Raw genomic sequence first — 18627 nt, forward strand, 5'->3', positions numbered from 1 at the left:
ATAATTAGGGTACGAAAGAAAAATTTAGCATCATACCCAGTGGAGGGAAAGACGATGAGAAAGTGGACAATGGTTATTGCGGTATGTATGGTAGCTTTCATGGCGCTATTACCCAAAGCTACGCAAGCGGAAGAAGGAGTCGTGACAAAGGCTCAGATCGTTGCAGGTGTAAGCTTTCGAGACCAGCCTAGTACATCCAGCAATGTCATGCGTATGTTGAAGGCGAACGAAATGGTTACGGTGAGCGCGTATACAACACCGAATTGGTTTCGAATCAAGGATGCACAAGGAGTAAGTGGATACGTATCTACAAACAGCAAATACATAACGATTGTAAGCAATGCAGAAATCAATTATGGCGTTAATTTCCGTACATTACCTTCATCAGAAGCTAGTTCAGGCTCGAAGGTAATTCGTATGCTTGCCAAAGGCGAAGAAGTGCTTGTCACTGATAAAGTCAATGATAACTGGTATAAAGTGAAAGATGCTAACGGCGTCAGTGGATATATGAGCAGCAGCAGTAAATACATAACTGCAGATTTCTCTGTGATCAAGCCCAATATGCCACTAACTGATGAAATTGAAGCGGTGATTGACGCAGGAGAAGTGTACCTGGGAACTCCTTATGAATTTGGTTCAGACCGTAATGATCCCTCTACATTCGATTGCTCTGATTTCGTACAAACGATGTTCTGGGATGCGCTTCGTCTGTCTTTGCCGAGCGATTCTGCTTCTCAAGGAACGTATGTTCGATCGTTGGGTCCTATCGTGAAAGATTGGACAAAGCTGAAGCGGGGAGATCTTTTATTCTTTAGTAGTTATAAAGGATCGAAAGCGTCTGATTACGATGGCATCAATGTTTTAACAGAGCCGATCACACATGTTGGTTTATATTTAGGCAACGGTCAAATGGTTCACACGTATTCCGTTGAATCTGGTGGTGTACGCGTAGATACGATTGATGGTAAGCAGTGGGAAAATCGATTTTTGTACGGTGGGCCTGTTTTAAAATAAGTTGATGGTTCGAACAGGCAAGGTTTGCCATATACTATAGTAGAGGTGGGTGCTGCCTTGAGCATCCACCTTTTTCTATAGTTTAAGGAGAAAGGGAGAGCCTTATCTTTGAAACCTTCGACGACGAACCAACCACTGGAATTTAGGAACACAACGGAAAGAGGACTTAACCTGGATACCGTGCACGAGCGTATTCTTCATTTCATGCGTCTTGACCCCGTGGCAACCTATAAATTCATTATTGGTACGGACTGCCAGGTGCACACAGGTCATACGAAATTCATTACCGGCGTAGTGATCCAGCGGCTAGGGAAAGGAGCGTGGGCATGTTATCGTCAAGTCATCGTACCAAGAGCACTTTACTCAATCAAAGAAAAACTTTCCATGGAAACCACCTTGAGTGAAGAAATTGCGATGTATTTTGACGAAAACAAGCGATTAGATATGGAAAATATTATTCTTCCTCATCTGTATCAAGGTGCCACTTTCGATATGTTCATTCATATTGATGCGGGGGATGATGAGAATAGAAACCGGACGGCAAAATTCGTCCAAGAAATGGTGAGACGTGTGGAATCTGTCGGTATGGTTCCGGTCATAAAACCCGATTGTTATGTTGCATCGGCGTATGCGAATCGCTTTTCCAAGAAACCATATCGACCCCAGTACGAGGACCATGAGGTGCTCGATGGCAGTATATAAGTTGGGAAAAGAACCGTTAGCTCGAATGGTCAAGGCGATCTAGGGAGCTAGCGGTTTTTATTTTACAAAGCATGGTTATTGTGTGTTTCTACTTAAAAAAAGGATTTTGGATGATTCTTAGCGAAGTATTGCTGAATGATGATTGTAGCATTAGGGGGGAAATCCATGAGCAAAACGTTTATTATCGAAGCTGTGATGTTAGCCGTGCATGGCCAGCTCATGCTGCCATCAAAGCCTGTCACTTATTTAATACCTTATACGACCATTCAAGAACTTTATGAGCTGCATAGTAGTCCCGAACCCATTATGCTTGAACAAGAGGATGATGGATTCGTCAAACAAATGATTGGAGAGCTCATTGCATTCTTTGAAGAATCTTTTAATAAGAAAAAAATTGAAAAAGCCTTGTCTGTGCCTTGGGGGAAAAGTCCACCGTTACCGATTAATGAGCATGTGACATTGAAGATCGTTTTTGCAATAGATAATGAAGCCTACGGGGATCAATTTGACCCCATCGAAACGGAATTAATTTTGACTGCGATTAAGGAGCAAGCTGTCTTATTGACAGATCAATTTGATTTTATTGAGAGATTAGTGGAGTTTGCTATACCAGTAGAGGCTTTCGATGTGGAGGATTTTGAGTTCGCGGTAGAAGGCGATAATCAAGTATAAGAGGAGCTGAGTCAGGGTATTATGCGAGTCATTGAACAAGAGGAGCAATTAGCATTACTCCCCGCTAATTGGTTCCCAACCCAAACATGGACACTACGTGTTGGTGCAGGTGGAATGAATAATACAACACGATTCGTCGAAGTAGAGGATTGCACTTATGTTCTGAGATTGTATGAAACACACCGTGACCGTAACAAAATAAAGTTTGAACATCGTGTCTTACTTCAATTGGCTGAAAGGAAAGACGAGCTTCCATTTGAAATTCCGATGCCATTAGAGCTTCCAACTGGAGGCACGGTGGTGACGCTTGGGGATGATGGCGGGAAGCTCGCGGCCTTATTTACTTTTACGGAAGGTTGCAATCCTATCGAGATTGGCTTGAGTCAACTGAAAGATATGGGGAAAGCAGCAGGACAATTATCCGCTTGCTTAGCCAAGATTACGATGGCGGATAAACCGGAGTACGCTCCTTACTATGAAATTGAACATATTCATCCTAGCTGCAAGCCAGATGCGATTCGAGCGTTTTCACTGCAACCGCCCGAGCCCTTCATAGCTCAGCAGGAAGAACTTGCGTATATATTTGATCGCTACATGGCTTTGTATACAGCCATTCCAACGATTCGTCAGCTGCCGCATCAGCTCGTTCATGGGGATATTAATGGTTCCAACATGCTAGTGAATGATGAGGGACGTTTTGTTGCCATTCTTGATTTTGAATTTGTTACGATCGATGCGCGTGTTATGGAACTAGCCGTGTGTTTATCCGATCTTATTGATCCTTTGCTTCCCGAAGATAGACTCCGAGCAAATAGTGAAGCGTTCTATGATGGGTACCGTCAGTTTGTTCAGTTATCAGAAGATGAGATCAGGATATTACCGCTGCTTATCGAACTTCGCAGGCTAGATGTTTTCATTCATTTCCTAGGACGTTACGTAGATGGGGTGGATCCGCAAGGCGTACTAGTCGATATTATTCGCAATACATATGAGAAGACAAAGTGGCTCCAGGAGCACAATACCTTATTACGTTTTGATTTGATGTAATCAATTGAACGTGTCCTACTAACCTGAAGGTTAGTAAGACACGTTTTTTTCAGTTCTTTTTTTGTTGATTAGCTTCATCTATACTAGTACATAGGAAACAGGGTACTTGTGAAAACTTTAGTGAATACATATGTTATTTGCTTAAGAAGGTTTTCTTAGAAATCTTAAGGAGGATAATCATGGTCTATCAAGCAAGTTCAACGCGCTATGCAGAAATGAAATATAATCGTACGGGGAAATCAGGGCTTAAGCTTCCAGCAATTTCTCTTGGTATGTGGCACAATTTTGGGGGATTAGATTTACATGAGAACGGAAGAGCCATGCTGCTTCGTTCATTTGATTTAGGGATAACACACTTTGATTTAGCCAATAACTATGGGCCGCCGCCAGGTTCCGCAGAGGAGTTAATGGGGCGCGTGCTTAAGAGTGACCTGGGCGCATATCGTGATGAGCTAATTATTTCTACAAAGTCGGGCTACCACATGTGGGAAGGTCCATACGGTGAGTGGGGCTCCAAGAAAAACATGGTGTCCAGCTTAGATCAAAGTTTGAAAAGAATGGGTCTAGACTATGTAGATATTTTCTACTCACACCGACCAGATCCGAACACACCATTCGAAGAAACAATGGCGACATTGGATTTAATCGTACGTCAAGGTAAGGCGCTCTACGTTGGTCTTTCTAACTACACGGCTGAGCAAACAAAAGAAGCTGCTTCCATTCTTAAAGGTTTGGGTACTCCGCTTCTTATTCACCAACCATCTTACAGTATGATGAACCGTTGGATCGAGGATGGTTTGCAGGATGTACTGGATGATGTCGGTGCAGGAAGTATCGCATTCTGTCCACTTGCTCAAGGATTGCTAACGAATAAATACGTGAACGGAATTCCAGCGGATTCGCGAGCTGGCGGAAAGAGCCAATTTTTGAAAGAAAAAGACATCACAGAAGAAAAGCTGAACCAAATTATTCAACTGAATGAATTGGCTAGCTCACGTGGTCAAAGCTTAGCGCAGATGTCGCTTGCTTGGGTACTTCGCGGCGAACGAGTTACATCCGCATTAATTGGTGCCAGCCGCGTATCGCAAATCGAGGAGAACGTTGCAGCACTCAAAAATTTGGAGTTTGCTCCAGAAGAATTAGCTGCTATTGAAAAGATCTTGAAGTAATCTCTGGTTACCAAGGATGATCATAAAAGATTTGAATCATACTAGATAGAAAATTGAATTGTGAGAAGCAAAACAAACCATGGGGGACCCTTCCCTTATGGTTTGTTTTAGTTAGTTCGATCAACAAATTGAAAAATTCATTAAAGTGAATAGCAACATTTCATGTGGGTTGATCGTTAGGGAACTGTAACTAAAATAAATAGAGGTGACTGATATGAAAAAATACAATCGAAAAACAACGATATATACTTTGCTTCTGTCGACTATGCTCATGGTAACGGCATGTTCTTCAACACAAGAACCGGCGTCGAATACGACGACTCCAAGTCCTAGTTCATCACCGAGTCCATCCGCTACGCCTGCAACGACTCCAGTGGCTAGTCCATCTGCGAGTCCTTCTGTGACTCCTGCTTCACCAGTGCCTTCGTCATCTACAAGTGCTAGCACAGTATCGAAGCAAATTAAGGATATGTTTGAACTTGCAAAATCAGGTAAAGTTAGCGGCATTGCGTTTGCAGCAAAGACTGGACTAATCGACGATGTCGAGAAATCGTGGGGAAAAGCAGATAAGAAAGAATCAGCGGGTAGTGGGATTTACGCGACATACTCGAAGAAGAATGCGGTTATTGGGTTTAACAAGGGAAGTCAAATCATCGATATCCGCTCCAATGATCCACAATTGCATTCGTTGACGTTAAACCAGATTGAACAAGCCCTGGGCAAACCAACTGACACCAAATTAAATGGTGATGATACGATTTATATCTATCAAGCCTCACAAGTATTTCAACTTAAATTTATTATTCCCAAATCCACTGGCAAAGTAGATCATATTTCTGTATTCGATACGGTTGATTCTATCAACAATATGGCTAATTAATGTTAAATCAATGAGCGTGTGTGGCTATTTTGTTATTTCCTGCGTGTACTTGACATCTGCCTCTTGCTCGTACTAATCTTAGTGTCAAGAGGTGGAGTAGATGAGTAAGAAACAGGACATTATGGCTGCCACGCTCGACTTAATACATGAAGAGGGATTGCAGGCAGTTACCTTCTCCAAAATATTTAAGAGAGCAAACGTAGGATCGGGCACGATATATAACTATTTTGCAAATAAAGAAGAAATCGTTAATGCTGTCTATAAAGAGGCACGAATGCATATGGGCGAATACCTAGTGCAAGGTTTCACACCCGAAGCGAGCCTATATGAGCGTTTTAAGCGTCTTCAGTTGAATAGACTTCAATTCGGCATCGATTTTCCAAAGGAGTACCTGTTTATTGACAGCTTTTCCTTTTCGTCATATATTTCGCCTGAGCTGCGTAACATGGATGATGCCCACAATTCTCGAGAAGTTGTTCTTTCTGTCATTGTCGAAGGCCAGAAGCAAGGAATCTTTAAGGAGATGGAATCTCACTTATGCCACCAACTGATCCACGGCATTATTACTTCCATCCTGAAAGGGTATTATGTACAGAAATATCCTTTGAACGAAATCCAGATTCAACAAATTCTGGAGGCATCTTGGAAGGCTATACTTGTATAGAAACAGCCATTTGGACGACTGCGAACCGTGGTCACGAAGGGCTGTTTTTTTTATTTTATAATGGAATTTTAATTCCAAAAGTACGGGGAATTAGTTATTATTTAGTCTAGTTACAAATGCTTGAATGTGGGTCGTTTCTGCATTTATTCGGCATTGTCCAGCCTTGATTTTAGACATGGAGACTATTCAGTACCTATATAAACAAATGGAATAACCTACTATGATGAAAATTTTGGATCACTTGGTTTGGAATTAACATTCCAAAATTCCTTGACTTGAAAGTCGTGCGGGGATATACTAACCATGGAATAAACATTCCAAACGCATGCTGAGGAGGAAAATGATATGTCTAAAGTTTGGCTCATTACAGGAAGTTCTAGAGGATTTGGCCGAAGTCTTGCTGAAGCGGTGCTGGCTAAAGGAGACCGACTAGTCGCCACGGCCCGCAATACAGAGCAACTCGCCGACCTTAAAGCCCGTTTCGGGGAGCTGGTTCGCATCGTACAGTTGGATGTAAATCGCTTGGATCAGGCAGAAGCAGCCATCAAAGTCGCTTTCGATACTTTCGGACGTTTAGATGTCCTTGTAAATAATGCGGGTTACGGGAACGTTTCTTCGATTGAAGAAACGTCGATGGAAGATTTCCGTGCTCAAATAGAAACGAACCTTTGGGGCGTCATTAACGTAACCAAAGCCGCGCTGCCCAAGCTGAGAGAACAGGGCTATGGTCATATCGTTCAGTTCTCTTCCATTGGGGGCCGGACTGGCGCTCCAGGTCTTGCAGCCTATCAGACGGCAAAGTGGGCTGTGGAGGGCTTCTCAGAGGTATTGTCAAAAGAAGTGAGACCACTGGGACTCAAGGTCACGTTGATTGAACCAGGTGGCTTCCGAACTGATTGGGCTGGCTCTTCCATGCAGCATATCGAACCTCGCGACGAGTACAAAGAAACAGTAGGAGGCTTACTGAAACATTTACGCGATACAACGGGGAAGGAGAACGGCGATCCGGATAAAGCGGCGCAAGCGATTATTAGGATCGTAAACGAAGATAATCCGCCACTTCGCTTATTGCTCGGTAGCGATGCCGTTGCCATTGCTAACGCAGTGGACGAAGGCAAGTTAGCTGAAACGAAGCGTTGGGAAAAGCTTAGCCGCTCTGCTGACTTTGAAACAAAAGAATTGGATACGGCTGTATCGCAAATGTACGATGAGTTTGAAGAATAAGCTTGTACATGTACGATAGGAAGAAGGTGCGTTGTTGAAACTAAGTATCAAAATTACTTTATTAGCACTGGCTGTTACTACTACCTTCGGAACGATGATGCCTGCGCCAGCAGTTAAACTGCTGGCCGTGGCTTTCCCGGATACCAACGCTTTGTTGGTTCAGTGGGTAGTTACATTGTCGTCCTTATTTATTTTGCCAACATTATTTATGGCAGGAAAGCTTGGCAGACGATACCCTCGGAAAAATATATTAATTGCAGGTTTGCTTCTTTATCTCATAGGGGGTGTCGGCCCGGCATTCATGCACTCTTTTGATATGATTTTAGTATGTAGGGCGCTCTTAGGACTAAGTATTGGTCTCATCTCGCCAACCTTTAATGCACTAATCTCAGAGAGCTTTCAAGGCGAAGAACGCTCACGGATGAATGGCATACAGACATCCGTCAACGGTATTGGAGGGGCGATTTTCCTTTCCTTAGGTGGAATTATCGCATCGTTTGGGTGGAGAGACGTATTCTTAACGTATAGCTATGCGGTTGTATTGCTCATTATGGTGGTGATATTTCTCCCGAAATATCCACCGATTAAGGTAGATCAGTCTGTGCAAGTCTCCGTAAAGCTACCGAAGTTTTTCTATGCAGTTGCGGTAGCTGGCGGTCTTCACACGATGATGTTTACATTGATTCCGACTAATCTTTCATTATTTCTTTCCAATAACGGTATAGGTAGCGTAACTTCGGTAGGATACTTGACGGCTTGCGCACTAATCGGCGTATTCGTTGGAGGGCTTACGGTGACGCCACTCAGCGGTGTTTTTAGGAAGATACTAGTCCCACTGGATTTAGGTTTGATGGCCAGCGGCTTCCTACTGCTCAGTTCGGCACACAGCTTGTGGATGGTCTCGCTCTCAGTATTCATGATTGGCTTAGCAGAAGGCATGCTGTTCCCTTTGTCCTTGATTAAAACAGCAGAGGTCGTTCCTAAACTCGGCTTAACAACGGGGATTTCCCTACTACTAGCGTTTGTGTATACTTGTCAGTTCCTCAGTCCGTTATTTGTAAAAGGGTTAGAGATGCTGCTGCATACGGATTCAACCCGCGGTGTGTTTTTGTTTGTTGCTGCAGCATTGGCATTATCGGCTGTCATCTATTTGCCGTTTGCTCGAAATAGGAAGACTGCATTGGTGCACTCATCCAGCTCGTCCATTTCATAAGCATTGTTACCGAAGGGAATACGGCCTTGGAGCTTAGTCCTTCTTAGCATACTTGTATAAAAAGTTGACGTGAATCCAAAGATAAGCAAAAAAAACTTATCCCATTGGATAAGTTAAAATAAATATGAAATGGAGATATCATAATGACTCATATATCTATGAATACGGACATGGTTACACTCATCAATGTATTTACAGTTGAACCCGCTAATCAGGAACGTCTAGTTGAGTTACTAATAAGTGCAACTGAAGTTTCTGTGAAATACGCTCCTGGATTTATTTCTAGTAGTCTCCATCGAAGTCTAGATGGCACGAAAGTTACCATGTATGCACAATGGAGAAGTGCGGAAGATTACCAAGCTATGCGAAATGACCCTAAACCACTTCCGTACCTACAGGAAGCTATGACGATAGCTACGTTTGAACCCGGTATGTATGAAGTTGTCAAAACATTTGAACCGTCCAAAGAATAAAGGGGATGGCTAACTAAGAATCACCGTAAAGCTCTAGGATTCTAAGCGCTTGTCAATCGCTTCAGACATCGTACGATCTGTGAGATGTGCATAGATTTGCGTGGTCTCAGGGGATGCATGGCCGAGCTGTTCTTGCGTTTTGTACAAGTCGTTCTGTAAGTAATAATCGGTAGCAAACGAGTGTCGCAGCTTATGTACAGACAGGTACGGCTTACCAAACCTTTTCGCGTATTTGATCACAAGTTCTTGAATCGCACGTTTCGTCATACGCTCGCCTTCTTTTTTGCCATTGGCCATGGCAACGAAGAGGGCTTTTTCTTTTTTTGCTGGCTTGTATCGCGAAGAGCGAATAGCCAAGTAGTCCGTGAGGGTTTGAATGGCATCAAAACGGAAGTATACCGGCGTTTTGAAGGTATCGTCATTTTTACCTTTTCGATACACATGGACAAGCTTTAATTTCATATCAATATCGTCGACGTTCAGGTTAAACACCTCAGATACACGTAGTCCTGAATTAAGGATCAGCGTAACGATACAAGTATCCCTGACTTTATTTAATTCATAGGCGTAGAGTGCCTGTTTATTCGTCGCTACATCGTGTCCGTAGCCTTCTTTCAAATAAGCAATGAACTCTGCAATTTCCTCTTCCTGCAGAAGCTTGCCTTCAAGCTTCGCCGCACTGTCTTTCGCCTTGTGTGCACGCTTAATTTCTACCTTAGCCATCACATTTCGCTTTAGGAGCGGATAGAAGTTATCATCTTCGGCAATTTGACTCAAATAATGAAATAAGGATCGAAGCGCAGACAATTTGCGGTTAATCGTTGTTTTACCATTAGCTTGTGCTTTACGAGTTGCAAGGAACATGCGAAAATTATTAACGCTGTCCATATGTAATCGCTCTAAGTCCTCAAGGGGAACTTGATTCATAGCAGTTGCTGTACTTAACCCTTCAGCAAGAAGCCAGGATAGGAATATTTCATAATCACGTACATATTCGAGCAGCGATGAAGGTGAGAGATCAGGGAGCTTATAATTAATGAATTTCTCAATATACCAGGGCATCGAAGGTACGCGTCGATCTAACTCATGACGGTCTTTGACTTTAATAATATTCATAGCGGTTCACCTCATAAGCGTCTTGCTGTTAGTATACCAGTGGATTCTCAAAATTGGTAGGGAAGGCAATCAAACTATTTTACACCCTGAGACGTCTTAGCTACAACACGATTAACTGCGCGGTAAAAGGAGCGTCATCAACGACATGACTAAGAATAGGAAGCTAGAAAACGAATTAATTACCTGCATAACCGAACATAAGGAGAATGTGTATCGTCTTGCTTATAGCTATGTAAAAAATCAAGAGGATGCTCTCGACATTGTGCAAGAAGCGATTCAAAAGGCTTTGGCTGGTTCTGATACATTGAAAAGCCAAGCTGCCATCAAAAGCTGGTTTTACCGAATTGTCGTCAATACATCGCTAGATTTCTTACGAAAACATAAGAAGCTTACCGTCATGGATGATGTGACCATGGAAGCCATAACGCCTGGCAGTGAAGATGCCTATACGAATATTGATTTGGAGCGGGCGTTGGATGATTTGCCAACGATGTATCGCAGTGTGATAACACTACGGTATTTCGAGGATTTGAAAATCGATGAAATCGCGGATGTGTTAAAAGAAAACACGAGCACAATCAAGACGCGGCTCTACCAAGCACTTAAGCTTTTACGGATAAAAATGAACGATGATACGCTTGTGGAGGTAAACTAATCATGGATGAGAAGCTAGAACAAATGAAACAAAACTATATGGACGTTCCAATCCCAGCAGAACTTGATTTCGTTGTAAATCAAGCGATAAAACAACATAGAAAAAAGCCGCGGACTAATCTGAAATGGATGACTGCTGTCGCGGCAGCGGCTATCGTATTAGTAGCGGGTCTTAATACAAGCCCAGCCTTTGCACATTCATTATCTGAAATGCCCGTCGTTGGCAAATTGATTAAGGTCCTAACATTTCGTGAATACCAATATGATGATGGCGCAAACAAAGCTAAATTAGAAGTTCCCATCATTACAAATCTGGAGAACAAAACGTTAGAGGAATCCCTAAATACGAAGTACATGGAAGAAAGTAAAAAGCTCTACGCCGAATTCATGACAGACATTGCGAAAATGAAGGCAAGTGGACTTGAGGGACACCTTGGGGTAGATAGTGGCTATATCGTTAAAACGGACAATGATCAAATCTTTTCAGTGGGTAGATACGTTGTCAATACGGCAGCTTCTTCGTCAACAACCTTCCAATATGACACGATTGATAAGAAAAATCAGTTACTTATTACGCTCCCTAGCTTATTTAAGGATGAGGGGTATATACAGGTTATAAGTGACTATATCAAGGCTCAAATGATACAACAAATGAAAGATGACCCTGCCAAAGTTTATTGGGTAGAGGGTATTCCGAATGATGTGAAGTTTTACTTTAAGTTGATCAAAAAGGATCAAAGCTTTTATATCAATAAGGATGGCAAGCTGGTTATTGTATTTCAGAAATATGAAGTTACGCCAGGTTATATGGGTGGACCTGAGTTCATTATTCCGACCAACCTACTAGAGGATCAGTTAAGTACACATGCTTATCTTTTGCCCGAATAAAATTGGACTTGGTTGCCTACATTAATTGGGTATGCAAAACATCAGCTGGGGGTATTACCATGCCGCAACAAAACGAACTTGGTTTAGCGCAAATTAAGGATGTTGCCCAAAAGGCAGAACAAGCAGCCGAACAAACGCTGCAAGTTGCACAGCAAATTTATTCGCAAGCTACGGCTGCAGCTCTCACTGAGGCGGAACAGCAGCTAGCGGATCTTCAAACTCAAATCAAGCAAGCGCAGCAAAAGACGGAAGATTTGAAGCAGGAAATGAAAACCCAAAGTGAGTCAACACAGTCATAGAAGGTAGGGAGCCCCACTCTCGTGGGGTTATACGTTCTGACTAAGGAGGAAACGATATGCCAAGACGTCGAAGTGGTCCACATACGATAGATCCGAATAAAGCGATGATTCAATCCGTGCATTATGAGAACGGGAGTATTGAGGCAGTTAAATTTCAAAATGGTCAAGTGGTGGATGTCCAGACTGCCATTGAGATGACCGAGGCTGATTTAATCGAAGATGCGAATACGGGTGTGAATCGAAAAGGCGAGAAAACATTGAGATCGTATCCAGATGGAGATCCAAGCAATAATTTATCAAATTTACCCCGATTTTAGTTTCCATGTTTATGTATATCAAGCTGTTTGCCATTGGTGAACAGCTTTTTCGGCATTAAAAAAAGCTGCTGAGTGGACTCAGCAGCTTTGAATGCGTTTGCACATTATTTTTTAAAATAGCCTCCGACATAATGGTAGACGACGCCAAGTGCACCGAGATAGTACGCGATTTTCAGAATAAAATCGGTATGATCTAGAGGCATCATGTTGGAAAGCAAGAATAAAGGGAACACAAAGTACAATAGGTCTTTCAAGTAAGATGTAACCGTAGAGCCTGAAAATGTTCCTGCTCCAAACGATTTGAACAAATCTACTACAAAGCTAAGACCCATGACCCCTAAGACAAGCCACATTGCATAAAGCATTAAACCCGATAGTGTAAGTGCCATGTCTGATTCACCTCCACATACGATGATTTGCTTTCAATCTATCATATGCGGTAATGTGACAAGTCGTGCTAAGTAGTCGAAAATTTTTGTAGTTAGGTATGCATCGTATTTCGAAAAATAAGAGGGGACACGCCTACATATTTCTTGAAAATACGTGAAAAGTAGAACACATCCTTGTAACCTAATGAATCGGCAATTTCTTTGACGGAATTGGTCGTATTCAACAAAACATTTTTCGCTTCGGCCATTTTCATTCTGTGCATGTACGTATTTAGCGGATATCCGGAATATTCACTGACAATTCTGCGCAGGGTAGAAAGTGAGATGTGATGGCGTTTGGCGATACTTTGCGCATCAAATGGCTGATATAACAAATTACTGAGCTCATCAATGAGATTGATGAATTGTTGCGTTTTGGTCGTCTCAATCGTGGCTTCAGCCCGTTGAATAAACTCAAATAGCAGTGACTCTACAAGTAAGGCTGCCCGATCAATATTAGCAGGAATGCCGCTTTCCATCCCGATGAAAATACGTTCAATCCGATTGAGTTGTGTTGTGTCCTCATAGCCAACCTGCTTCACTTGATCTAATTCTGTGAGCCAGCTGTTCTGCCATTCCTTTACACGGCTGCCTTCAAGTGTGAAGTAATATTCATCCCAGTATCCCCCGGGATCCGGGCCATATTGATAGACCTGATTCGGACGAAAGAAGAAAAGGCTTCCACTTTCGACTTTCTGCACCGGCCCGTCATTGACGCGGAAAGTTCCCTTGCCTCCTGCGATATAGACAATAGCAAAGTTCTCGAATTTGGCATGTCCCCGATACATAATCCGACCCGGCAAATGTCCAACATGGAGAATACGAAGAGATTGTAATTTTAATTTACTGGCATCGATAGGTAAAGTGATGATTCGTAGTGGATAGGGGCTTATCGTATTGTCCATGAATCTAGGCATAACATACATTCCTTCCGAGCAAACTCCGTGGTATGATGTTGAAAGTTAAACCGCATAAACTTTCGTTTATTTTCATTATAAGGGAGAATTCATGCACACGTAACCAGTTTACCAAAATTTCGTTTAGAAAGTGAGTACATCATGACAACCGCGCTTAAACGATTATTACTAATGAGTGCAAGTTCTGGCATTATTTTTAACTATATGGGCATATTTATTAACCTTTTCATTTGGGAGAAAGGGAATCAAATATTCGACGTTGCCTGGTTTAACCTGATCATGTTCCTAGCTTGGGGAGCTGCCTTTATGTTTGGTGCGAATCTCTTATCTAAGTTCACTATTGGTTCGGTAATGCGCGTTGCAGCGATAGGGGCAGGAGTCACATTCGTCCTTCTATCCTGGGTACACTTTGAACCCAAAATTCTGTATATTACGCTGATCGCTATTCCTGTTGGGCTTACAAATGGTCTGTATAGCTCTGCGCAAAATATGGGGATCTCTCTTTTCGGAAAAGGGAGAGAGTTTACCGCGTTTTTCTCCGCTGTGAATGTGATCGGTCAGTTGATTTCTTTCCTTAATCCCTTACTATTCGCAGTGATCATTAAGTGGATGGGTTTTACAGCGTCCTTCTTCATTATGTTCATCTTCATCGCACTTATGATTTTTACATCGTATTTCGTTCCACCCATTTCTTTAAAAGAAGCTAATGAACCCGTGTTTCGTAAGTTCCGTTTGGGCCAAGTATTCTCAACACCACAGTTGAAATGGATGGTTCCTTCACTAGTTGCTGGCGGATTTTTTATTCAGTTTCAGGGGATTTTCTCGCTGATCTTTACTTTTTCGGTAACACAAGATAAGCTCAACATTGCTTTGCTGCAAATTATGTACACATCTTTCACGATTGCCTGCGTATTCATTTATCGCCGTTTTAGTCGTACTCGTCAGATTAGCGATAACAAATGGTTAACCTTTGGCATGGGGGCCGCGGCAGCAGGCTTCTTGTTAGCGTTATTCCCGACGCCTTTGATTCTGATACTATCCAACATATTAACGACGATCGGATTGTTTTTCTTCGCTACGATTTGGAGCTCACGACAGTTTCTTGTGACCTATCAATTAGCACCCATTCATCAAACAAGAGTGATGGTATGGCGGGAGCTTATCCTTGTGATTTCACGAATGTTTCTGTTGGCGTTAATCCTCGGCATACAAGACTTCGATGGTTTCGTATTCAAGGCCGTGATGATCTTCAGTTTCTCAAGTGTCCTATTAATACCGTATTTTTCTAAAAAAAGCGATGAAACAGCGAATAAAACTGTCTTACAAAGCGCGGAATCATAGGATTCCGGCTTTTTTTGTGCTTGGATTTTATTTTATGGAGTGAAATATTAATGTCATTAATTAATTTGGGAAGGATAAAATGTTCATCGAGATGGGGTAGATGGGGAAACTATGGTATAATAAATCACAATATGGCATGAAAGCAGGCGACATACGCAGCATGAATGGACAAAATCGAAAAGATGTTATGCCCGGCAAAGAAGTAAATATCGTGTTAAAGCAAGACCAGCGAAGCGGGAAACTTACACGCGGGATTGTGAAGGATTTATTGACGAACTCACCTACACATCCTCATGGTATAAAAGTAAGACTCACAGATGGCCAAGTTGGTCGCGTGAAAGAAATTATTACGCCGTCCAACTGACGGAACATGGAGGAGAATAGGGGATGGCAAAAGCAAAGGTAGCGAAACGGCCAACACGTGACGAGTTCGTACTAGAAGAGATCGGGAACCAGTTGTCGGAAGCGAAGATGGAGAATTCCGAGATTGTGTTAACGGTTTGGGGACGCGAAGAAACGGTGCGAGGCACGATCGCGACAATGGATTCACGCACGGGCAGAGTACATATGGATTGCAAGGGTGAGTTGGATAAGGTGCCGTTCATGGATATTATGAAGGTGGAGTATCCGCGGGATTAATCGTTACTTATGAAAGGAATCCAACAATACGCTTATTCTTTACTCTAGTAAGTGCCAGTCATTACGAAACTGGTTTTGAGAGTAAAGAATAAGCATTTTTTCACCTCAAAAAATTGCACTAAATCTATATTTAACGCAATTTAGATTGTAACGGACGGAGTTTAACAGCATGGACACTAGTTTAACGTTTGATGATGAGTATTTGGAGCTTTTTGACTCCTGGATGAAGGATCAGGGGTTCACGAAACGAACACAGCAAGCTTATCTTGGTGATGTTCGTTTATTTCTTGCGAGTCTCGGTGACAAAGAGTTGGCATCGATTGCAGCGATTGATATTATGCGCTTCCTGACGAAGATGCGTCAGGGAGGGGCAGGGGATGCGGCGAGGAATCGGTATCTCTCGTCAATCCGCACTTTTTTTGCAGCGCTTGTTGAGCTGCAGATTGTCGTTCACAATCCATCGAGTACGGTGAAGAAATCGAAGGTTGAGAAGAATTCAGTTCCGACTTTTTTGAGTGAGGAGCTGCTTTCTGTTTTTTTGCAATCCATCGAAGGGAAATATCAAATTCGGAATGTAGCGATGTTCCTATTAATGAGCTATGCGGGCTTACGGGTCAGTGAGCTTCACCGCTTAAATATCTCCGATTTCAACAGGGGTACGAATTCATTGATGGTCCTAGGGAAAGGGCGAAAGTGGCGTGTGATCCCGCTTCCGAACGAGATCATTCACGTACTTCAGCGAGCACTTGATGAACGCATGGAAGCGAGGAATGGGGCCGAGCAGCCGTTCTTTGTCTCCCAATTCGGTCGGCGCATTAGCATTCGAATGATTCAAACGATCGCCGAGAAGCATTTCGGCCAATTGAAGGGGCAGTATATCGAGCTGCAAGGGAAGTCGTTCTCGAGTCATAAGCTGCGGCATACGTTCGCCACGATGCAAGTACTTGCTGGGACGGATATCCGGACGCTGCAGGAGCTGTTAGGACATGCGAGTATTCAAACGACGCAAATTTATACACACGTAGGGGATAAACAAAAGCAGGATGCGATGAATCGCGTATCGGCGTTCATACCTGTAGGCATGGGGATTTAAGTGTCATAATTCGTTGAAATGGTGCATATAAGGCAAAGGAGAGACTTTCCATTTCTAGATGATTTTTTAGCTAGGAGGCAGAATTATGGCTATTCGTCCCCCCATATTACAAAGTGGAGATACCATTGGAATTGTTACGTTAGGAAGTCCACTTGACGCGAGCACGATAGATGCCAGGATCCAGACGCTTGGAAATATGGGTTTCAACGTTGTTGTGGGGAAGTACGCTTATGCGTATGGGGGGATCGTTGCGGCTACAGCTCAGCAGCGGGCGGAAGACCTGATGAATATGTTCCTTAATCCGAATGTGAAGATGATCCTACCCACAAGAGGGGGGACCGGGGTTAAAGATATATTACCCAATCTGGATTATCCCACCATCAATCGTAATCCGAAAATAGTCACAGGATACAGCGATATTACGATATTATTAAATACCCTTTATCAATTTGCTAATTTAATTACGTTTCAAAGTCTGCTATTGATTGATTTTAATACGAGTACACCTGCCTATAATTTCAACCAATTTTACACGGCAACATCGACACTGGTGAGCCCGAGAGTGATACAGAATCCACCGGATATGCCATTAACTAGTTTGGTAAAAGGAAATGTAAGAGGGCAAATCGTTGGTGGTAATCTCACATCGTTCATAGGTACGCTGGGAACGCCGTTTGAAGTGAATACAAAAGGCAAAATAATCGTCATTGAAGAGACGCATGAACCAACGAATGCGATTTATCGTTCTCTAACGCAATTAATTATGGCAGGCAAATTCCGAGATTGTGTCGGGATCGTCATGGGCCAATGTACAAATTGTTCTGTTTCGTATTTTACGACTTATCAAGATTTAATTGTAGGATTAATTGCTCCGTTAGGTAAGCCTCTTCTAATTAACTTAAGCACAGCCCATGGTTTATATAAAGCAGCGATTCCTATTGGGGCCATGGCTGATCTCGATACGTACAATAATACACTTACTATCATTGAGCCTACAGTCAGTTCCTAGTGTATATAATTTCAAGCTGATTAATAGAAAGAATAGCCGACGGCAGTAACCGCGGCTATTTCTCATCCTTAGTTGATTATACGACGTGCTCCCCAATAATGCGCATCGTAATAGGGAGTACCAAACAAAGTGCTAATTTTAACTTCTCTCGTTCCCATCGTACCTGCCTGAAGAATTTGGTTATTACCAAGATAGATACCTACATGGGAAACACCAGTTGTATAAGTTCCTTGTAGGAAAACTAGGTCTCCTTTACGTAGATTGCTCTTCTCCACAGGCGTTCCCAATTGACTTTGCAAGGCAGCGGAATGAAGCAAGTTAAAACCATGCAGATTAAACGCATATTGAACAAAGCCAGAACAATCGAAAGCAACATTTGGCGTGCTGCCACCAAAAACATAAGGGACGCCAAGCTGCTTCATCCCCGTTGCAATAATCGCATCAGCTTTAACTTCCCAGCTTGCTTTCTGTGATACCTTAGCAGGAATAGAAATGATAACGCCTTCATAAATGTTTTGTGAATCGACTTTCGGATTACTTGCGATAAGCTCGGACAGTGACACATTAAACTTCTGTGAAATAGACCAGAAAGTATCGGAATCCGTGGCTATGTAAGAACTGGAAGGCGCGGCTTGCGCAATTCCGCCGAACATAAGACTAGTAGCGACGACCGTTGTTAGAATCAGTTTTCTCATCTTTTTCCTCCTTGATGTCTGATGTGTGTACTAACACATTCTATCAAATTGAAGAAATAGAGAATATGATCAAAATATGGATATCGATGAAATGCCACTAATTTGTTTACATAATATTAGTTATGTCTATTTAATCGCGAATGGGAATTAACAAATGAATTAAGTTCAAGAAA

The 18627-nt window shown here is 42.5% G+C and carries 23 protein-coding genes; 19 read left to right on the forward strand and 4 right to left on the reverse strand.

Annotation, left to right across the window (positions count from 1 at the left end; all coding sequences use genetic code 11):
* The first annotated feature begins 54 nt into the window (after window positions 1-54).
* The 10 genes from AC58QG_RS01530 to AC58QG_RS01575 all read left to right on the forward strand — a co-directional run bounded on the left by AC58QG_RS01530 (window position 55) and on the right by AC58QG_RS01575 (window position 9058).
* Complete coding sequence (locus AC58QG_RS01530; protein WP_497360083.1) at window positions 55-1014, forward strand: C40 family peptidase; 960 nt, start codon at window positions 55-57, stop codon at window positions 1012-1014.
* Between the two features lie 108 nt (window positions 1015-1122).
* The gene (locus AC58QG_RS01535) at window positions 1123-1716 is read left to right on the forward strand and encodes a ribonuclease H-like YkuK family protein (RefSeq protein ID WP_497360085.1); all 594 of its coding nucleotides are present in this window, start codon (window positions 1123-1125) and stop codon (window positions 1714-1716) included.
* A 165-nt stretch (window positions 1717-1881) separates the two neighbouring features.
* On the forward strand, window positions 1882-2388 hold the full coding sequence (locus tag AC58QG_RS01540; RefSeq protein WP_497360087.1) for an ADP-heptose synthase: 507 nt from the start codon (window positions 1882-1884) through the stop codon (window positions 2386-2388).
* Between the two features lie 21 nt (window positions 2389-2409).
* Complete coding sequence (locus tag AC58QG_RS01545; protein WP_497360089.1) at window positions 2410-3435, forward strand: phosphotransferase; 1026 nt, start codon at window positions 2410-2412, stop codon at window positions 3433-3435.
* 179 nt (window positions 3436-3614) lie between these two features.
* Window positions 3615-4604: an L-glyceraldehyde 3-phosphate reductase gene (mgrA, locus tag AC58QG_RS01550; RefSeq protein ID WP_497360091.1), complete on the forward strand. Its 990-nt coding sequence runs from the start codon at window positions 3615-3617 to the stop codon at window positions 4602-4604.
* A gap of 214 nt (window positions 4605-4818) precedes the next feature.
* On the forward strand, window positions 4819-5484 hold the full coding sequence (locus AC58QG_RS01555; RefSeq protein ID WP_497360093.1) for a YjgB family protein: 666 nt from the start codon (window positions 4819-4821) through the stop codon (window positions 5482-5484).
* A 100-nt stretch (window positions 5485-5584) separates the two neighbouring features.
* On the forward strand, window positions 5585-6148 hold the full coding sequence (locus tag AC58QG_RS01560; RefSeq protein WP_497360095.1) for a TetR/AcrR family transcriptional regulator: 564 nt from the start codon (window positions 5585-5587) through the stop codon (window positions 6146-6148).
* Between the two features lie 345 nt (window positions 6149-6493).
* A complete protein-coding gene (locus AC58QG_RS01565; RefSeq protein WP_497360097.1) occupies window positions 6494-7372 on the forward strand; it encodes an oxidoreductase in 879 nt (292 codons plus the stop codon).
* Window positions 7373-7403: 31 nt separating this feature from the next.
* The gene (locus AC58QG_RS01570) at window positions 7404-8585 is read left to right on the forward strand and encodes an MFS transporter (RefSeq protein WP_497360099.1); all 1182 of its coding nucleotides are present in this window, start codon (window positions 7404-7406) and stop codon (window positions 8583-8585) included.
* Between the two features lie 143 nt (window positions 8586-8728).
* Window positions 8729-9058 (forward strand): antibiotic biosynthesis monooxygenase family protein, encoded by a 330-nt coding sequence (locus tag AC58QG_RS01575; RefSeq protein ID WP_497360101.1) that lies wholly within the window; start codon window positions 8729-8731, stop codon window positions 9056-9058.
* A 33-nt stretch (window positions 9059-9091) separates the two neighbouring features.
* On the opposite strand, the gene xerS is transcribed toward AC58QG_RS01575, so the two are convergent.
* Complete coding sequence (xerS, locus tag AC58QG_RS01580; RefSeq protein ID WP_497360103.1) at window positions 9092-10174, reverse strand: tyrosine recombinase XerS; 1083 nt, start codon at window positions 10172-10174, stop codon at window positions 9092-9094.
* A gap of 145 nt (window positions 10175-10319) precedes the next feature.
* Here xerS and sigV point away from each other — a divergent pair, with 145 nt between their 5' ends.
* From sigV to AC58QG_RS01600, 4 genes are read left to right on the forward strand one after another with little or no spacing between them, the layout of a single operon-like run.
* Entirely contained in the window at window positions 10320-10829 is a 510-nt protein-coding gene (gene sigV / locus AC58QG_RS01585; protein WP_497360105.1) for an RNA polymerase sigma factor SigV, read from the forward strand.
* Window positions 10830-10831: 2 nt separating this feature from the next.
* Window positions 10832-11716, forward strand: coding sequence for an anti-sigma-V factor RsiV (rsiV, locus tag AC58QG_RS01590; protein ID WP_497360107.1), 885 nt, complete (start codon window positions 10832-10834; stop codon window positions 11714-11716).
* Window positions 11717-11775: 59 nt separating this feature from the next.
* A complete protein-coding gene (locus AC58QG_RS01595) occupies window positions 11776-12015 on the forward strand; it encodes a hypothetical protein (RefSeq protein WP_497360109.1) in 240 nt (79 codons plus the stop codon).
* Window positions 12016-12071: 56 nt separating this feature from the next.
* Complete coding sequence (locus AC58QG_RS01600; RefSeq protein ID WP_497360111.1) at window positions 12072-12332, forward strand: DUF3892 domain-containing protein; 261 nt, start codon at window positions 12072-12074, stop codon at window positions 12330-12332.
* Between the two features lie 104 nt (window positions 12333-12436).
* Here AC58QG_RS01600 and AC58QG_RS01605 read toward each other — a convergent pair whose 3' ends face one another.
* Together AC58QG_RS01605 and AC58QG_RS01610 are read right to left on the reverse strand one after the other, a co-directional pair.
* Window positions 12437-12721: a hypothetical protein gene (locus AC58QG_RS01605; RefSeq protein WP_497360113.1), complete on the reverse strand. Its 285-nt coding sequence runs from the start codon at window positions 12719-12721 to the stop codon at window positions 12437-12439.
* A 92-nt stretch (window positions 12722-12813) separates the two neighbouring features.
* On the reverse strand, window positions 12814-13677 hold the full coding sequence (locus AC58QG_RS01610; RefSeq protein ID WP_497360115.1) for a helix-turn-helix domain-containing protein: 864 nt from the start codon (window positions 13675-13677) through the stop codon (window positions 12814-12816).
* Window positions 13678-13818: 141 nt separating this feature from the next.
* Here AC58QG_RS01610 and AC58QG_RS01615 point away from each other — a divergent pair, with 141 nt between their 5' ends.
* The 5 genes from AC58QG_RS01615 (at window position 13819) to AC58QG_RS01635 (ending at window position 17759) form a co-directional block, all read left to right on the forward strand.
* Window positions 13819-15018 carry a hypothetical protein gene (locus AC58QG_RS01615; RefSeq protein ID WP_497360117.1) on the forward strand — a complete coding sequence of 400 codons (1200 nt, stop codon included), beginning with the start codon at window positions 13819-13821 and terminating at the stop codon, window positions 15016-15018.
* 160 nt (window positions 15019-15178) lie between these two features.
* A complete protein-coding gene (locus AC58QG_RS01620) occupies window positions 15179-15382 on the forward strand; it encodes a YwbE family protein (protein WP_497286350.1) in 204 nt (67 codons plus the stop codon).
* Window positions 15383-15405: 23 nt separating this feature from the next.
* Complete coding sequence (locus tag AC58QG_RS01625; protein WP_173108267.1) at window positions 15406-15657, forward strand: YolD-like family protein; 252 nt, start codon at window positions 15406-15408, stop codon at window positions 15655-15657.
* Between the two features lie 169 nt (window positions 15658-15826).
* Entirely contained in the window at window positions 15827-16750 is a 924-nt protein-coding gene (locus AC58QG_RS01630) for a tyrosine-type recombinase/integrase (RefSeq protein WP_497360119.1), read from the forward strand.
* 85 nt (window positions 16751-16835) lie between these two features.
* Window positions 16836-17759 (forward strand): S66 peptidase family protein, encoded by a 924-nt coding sequence (locus AC58QG_RS01635; protein ID WP_497360121.1) that lies wholly within the window; start codon window positions 16836-16838, stop codon window positions 17757-17759.
* A gap of 68 nt (window positions 17760-17827) precedes the next feature.
* Here the strand turns inward: AC58QG_RS01635 and AC58QG_RS01640 are convergent, their stop codons facing one another.
* Window positions 17828-18454 carry a C40 family peptidase gene (locus tag AC58QG_RS01640; protein ID WP_497360123.1) on the reverse strand — a complete coding sequence of 209 codons (627 nt, stop codon included), beginning with the start codon at window positions 18452-18454 and terminating at the stop codon, window positions 17828-17830.
* Window positions 18455-18627: the final 173 nt, after the last annotated feature.

Source organism: Paenibacillus sp. J22P169 (assembly GCF_059691995.1).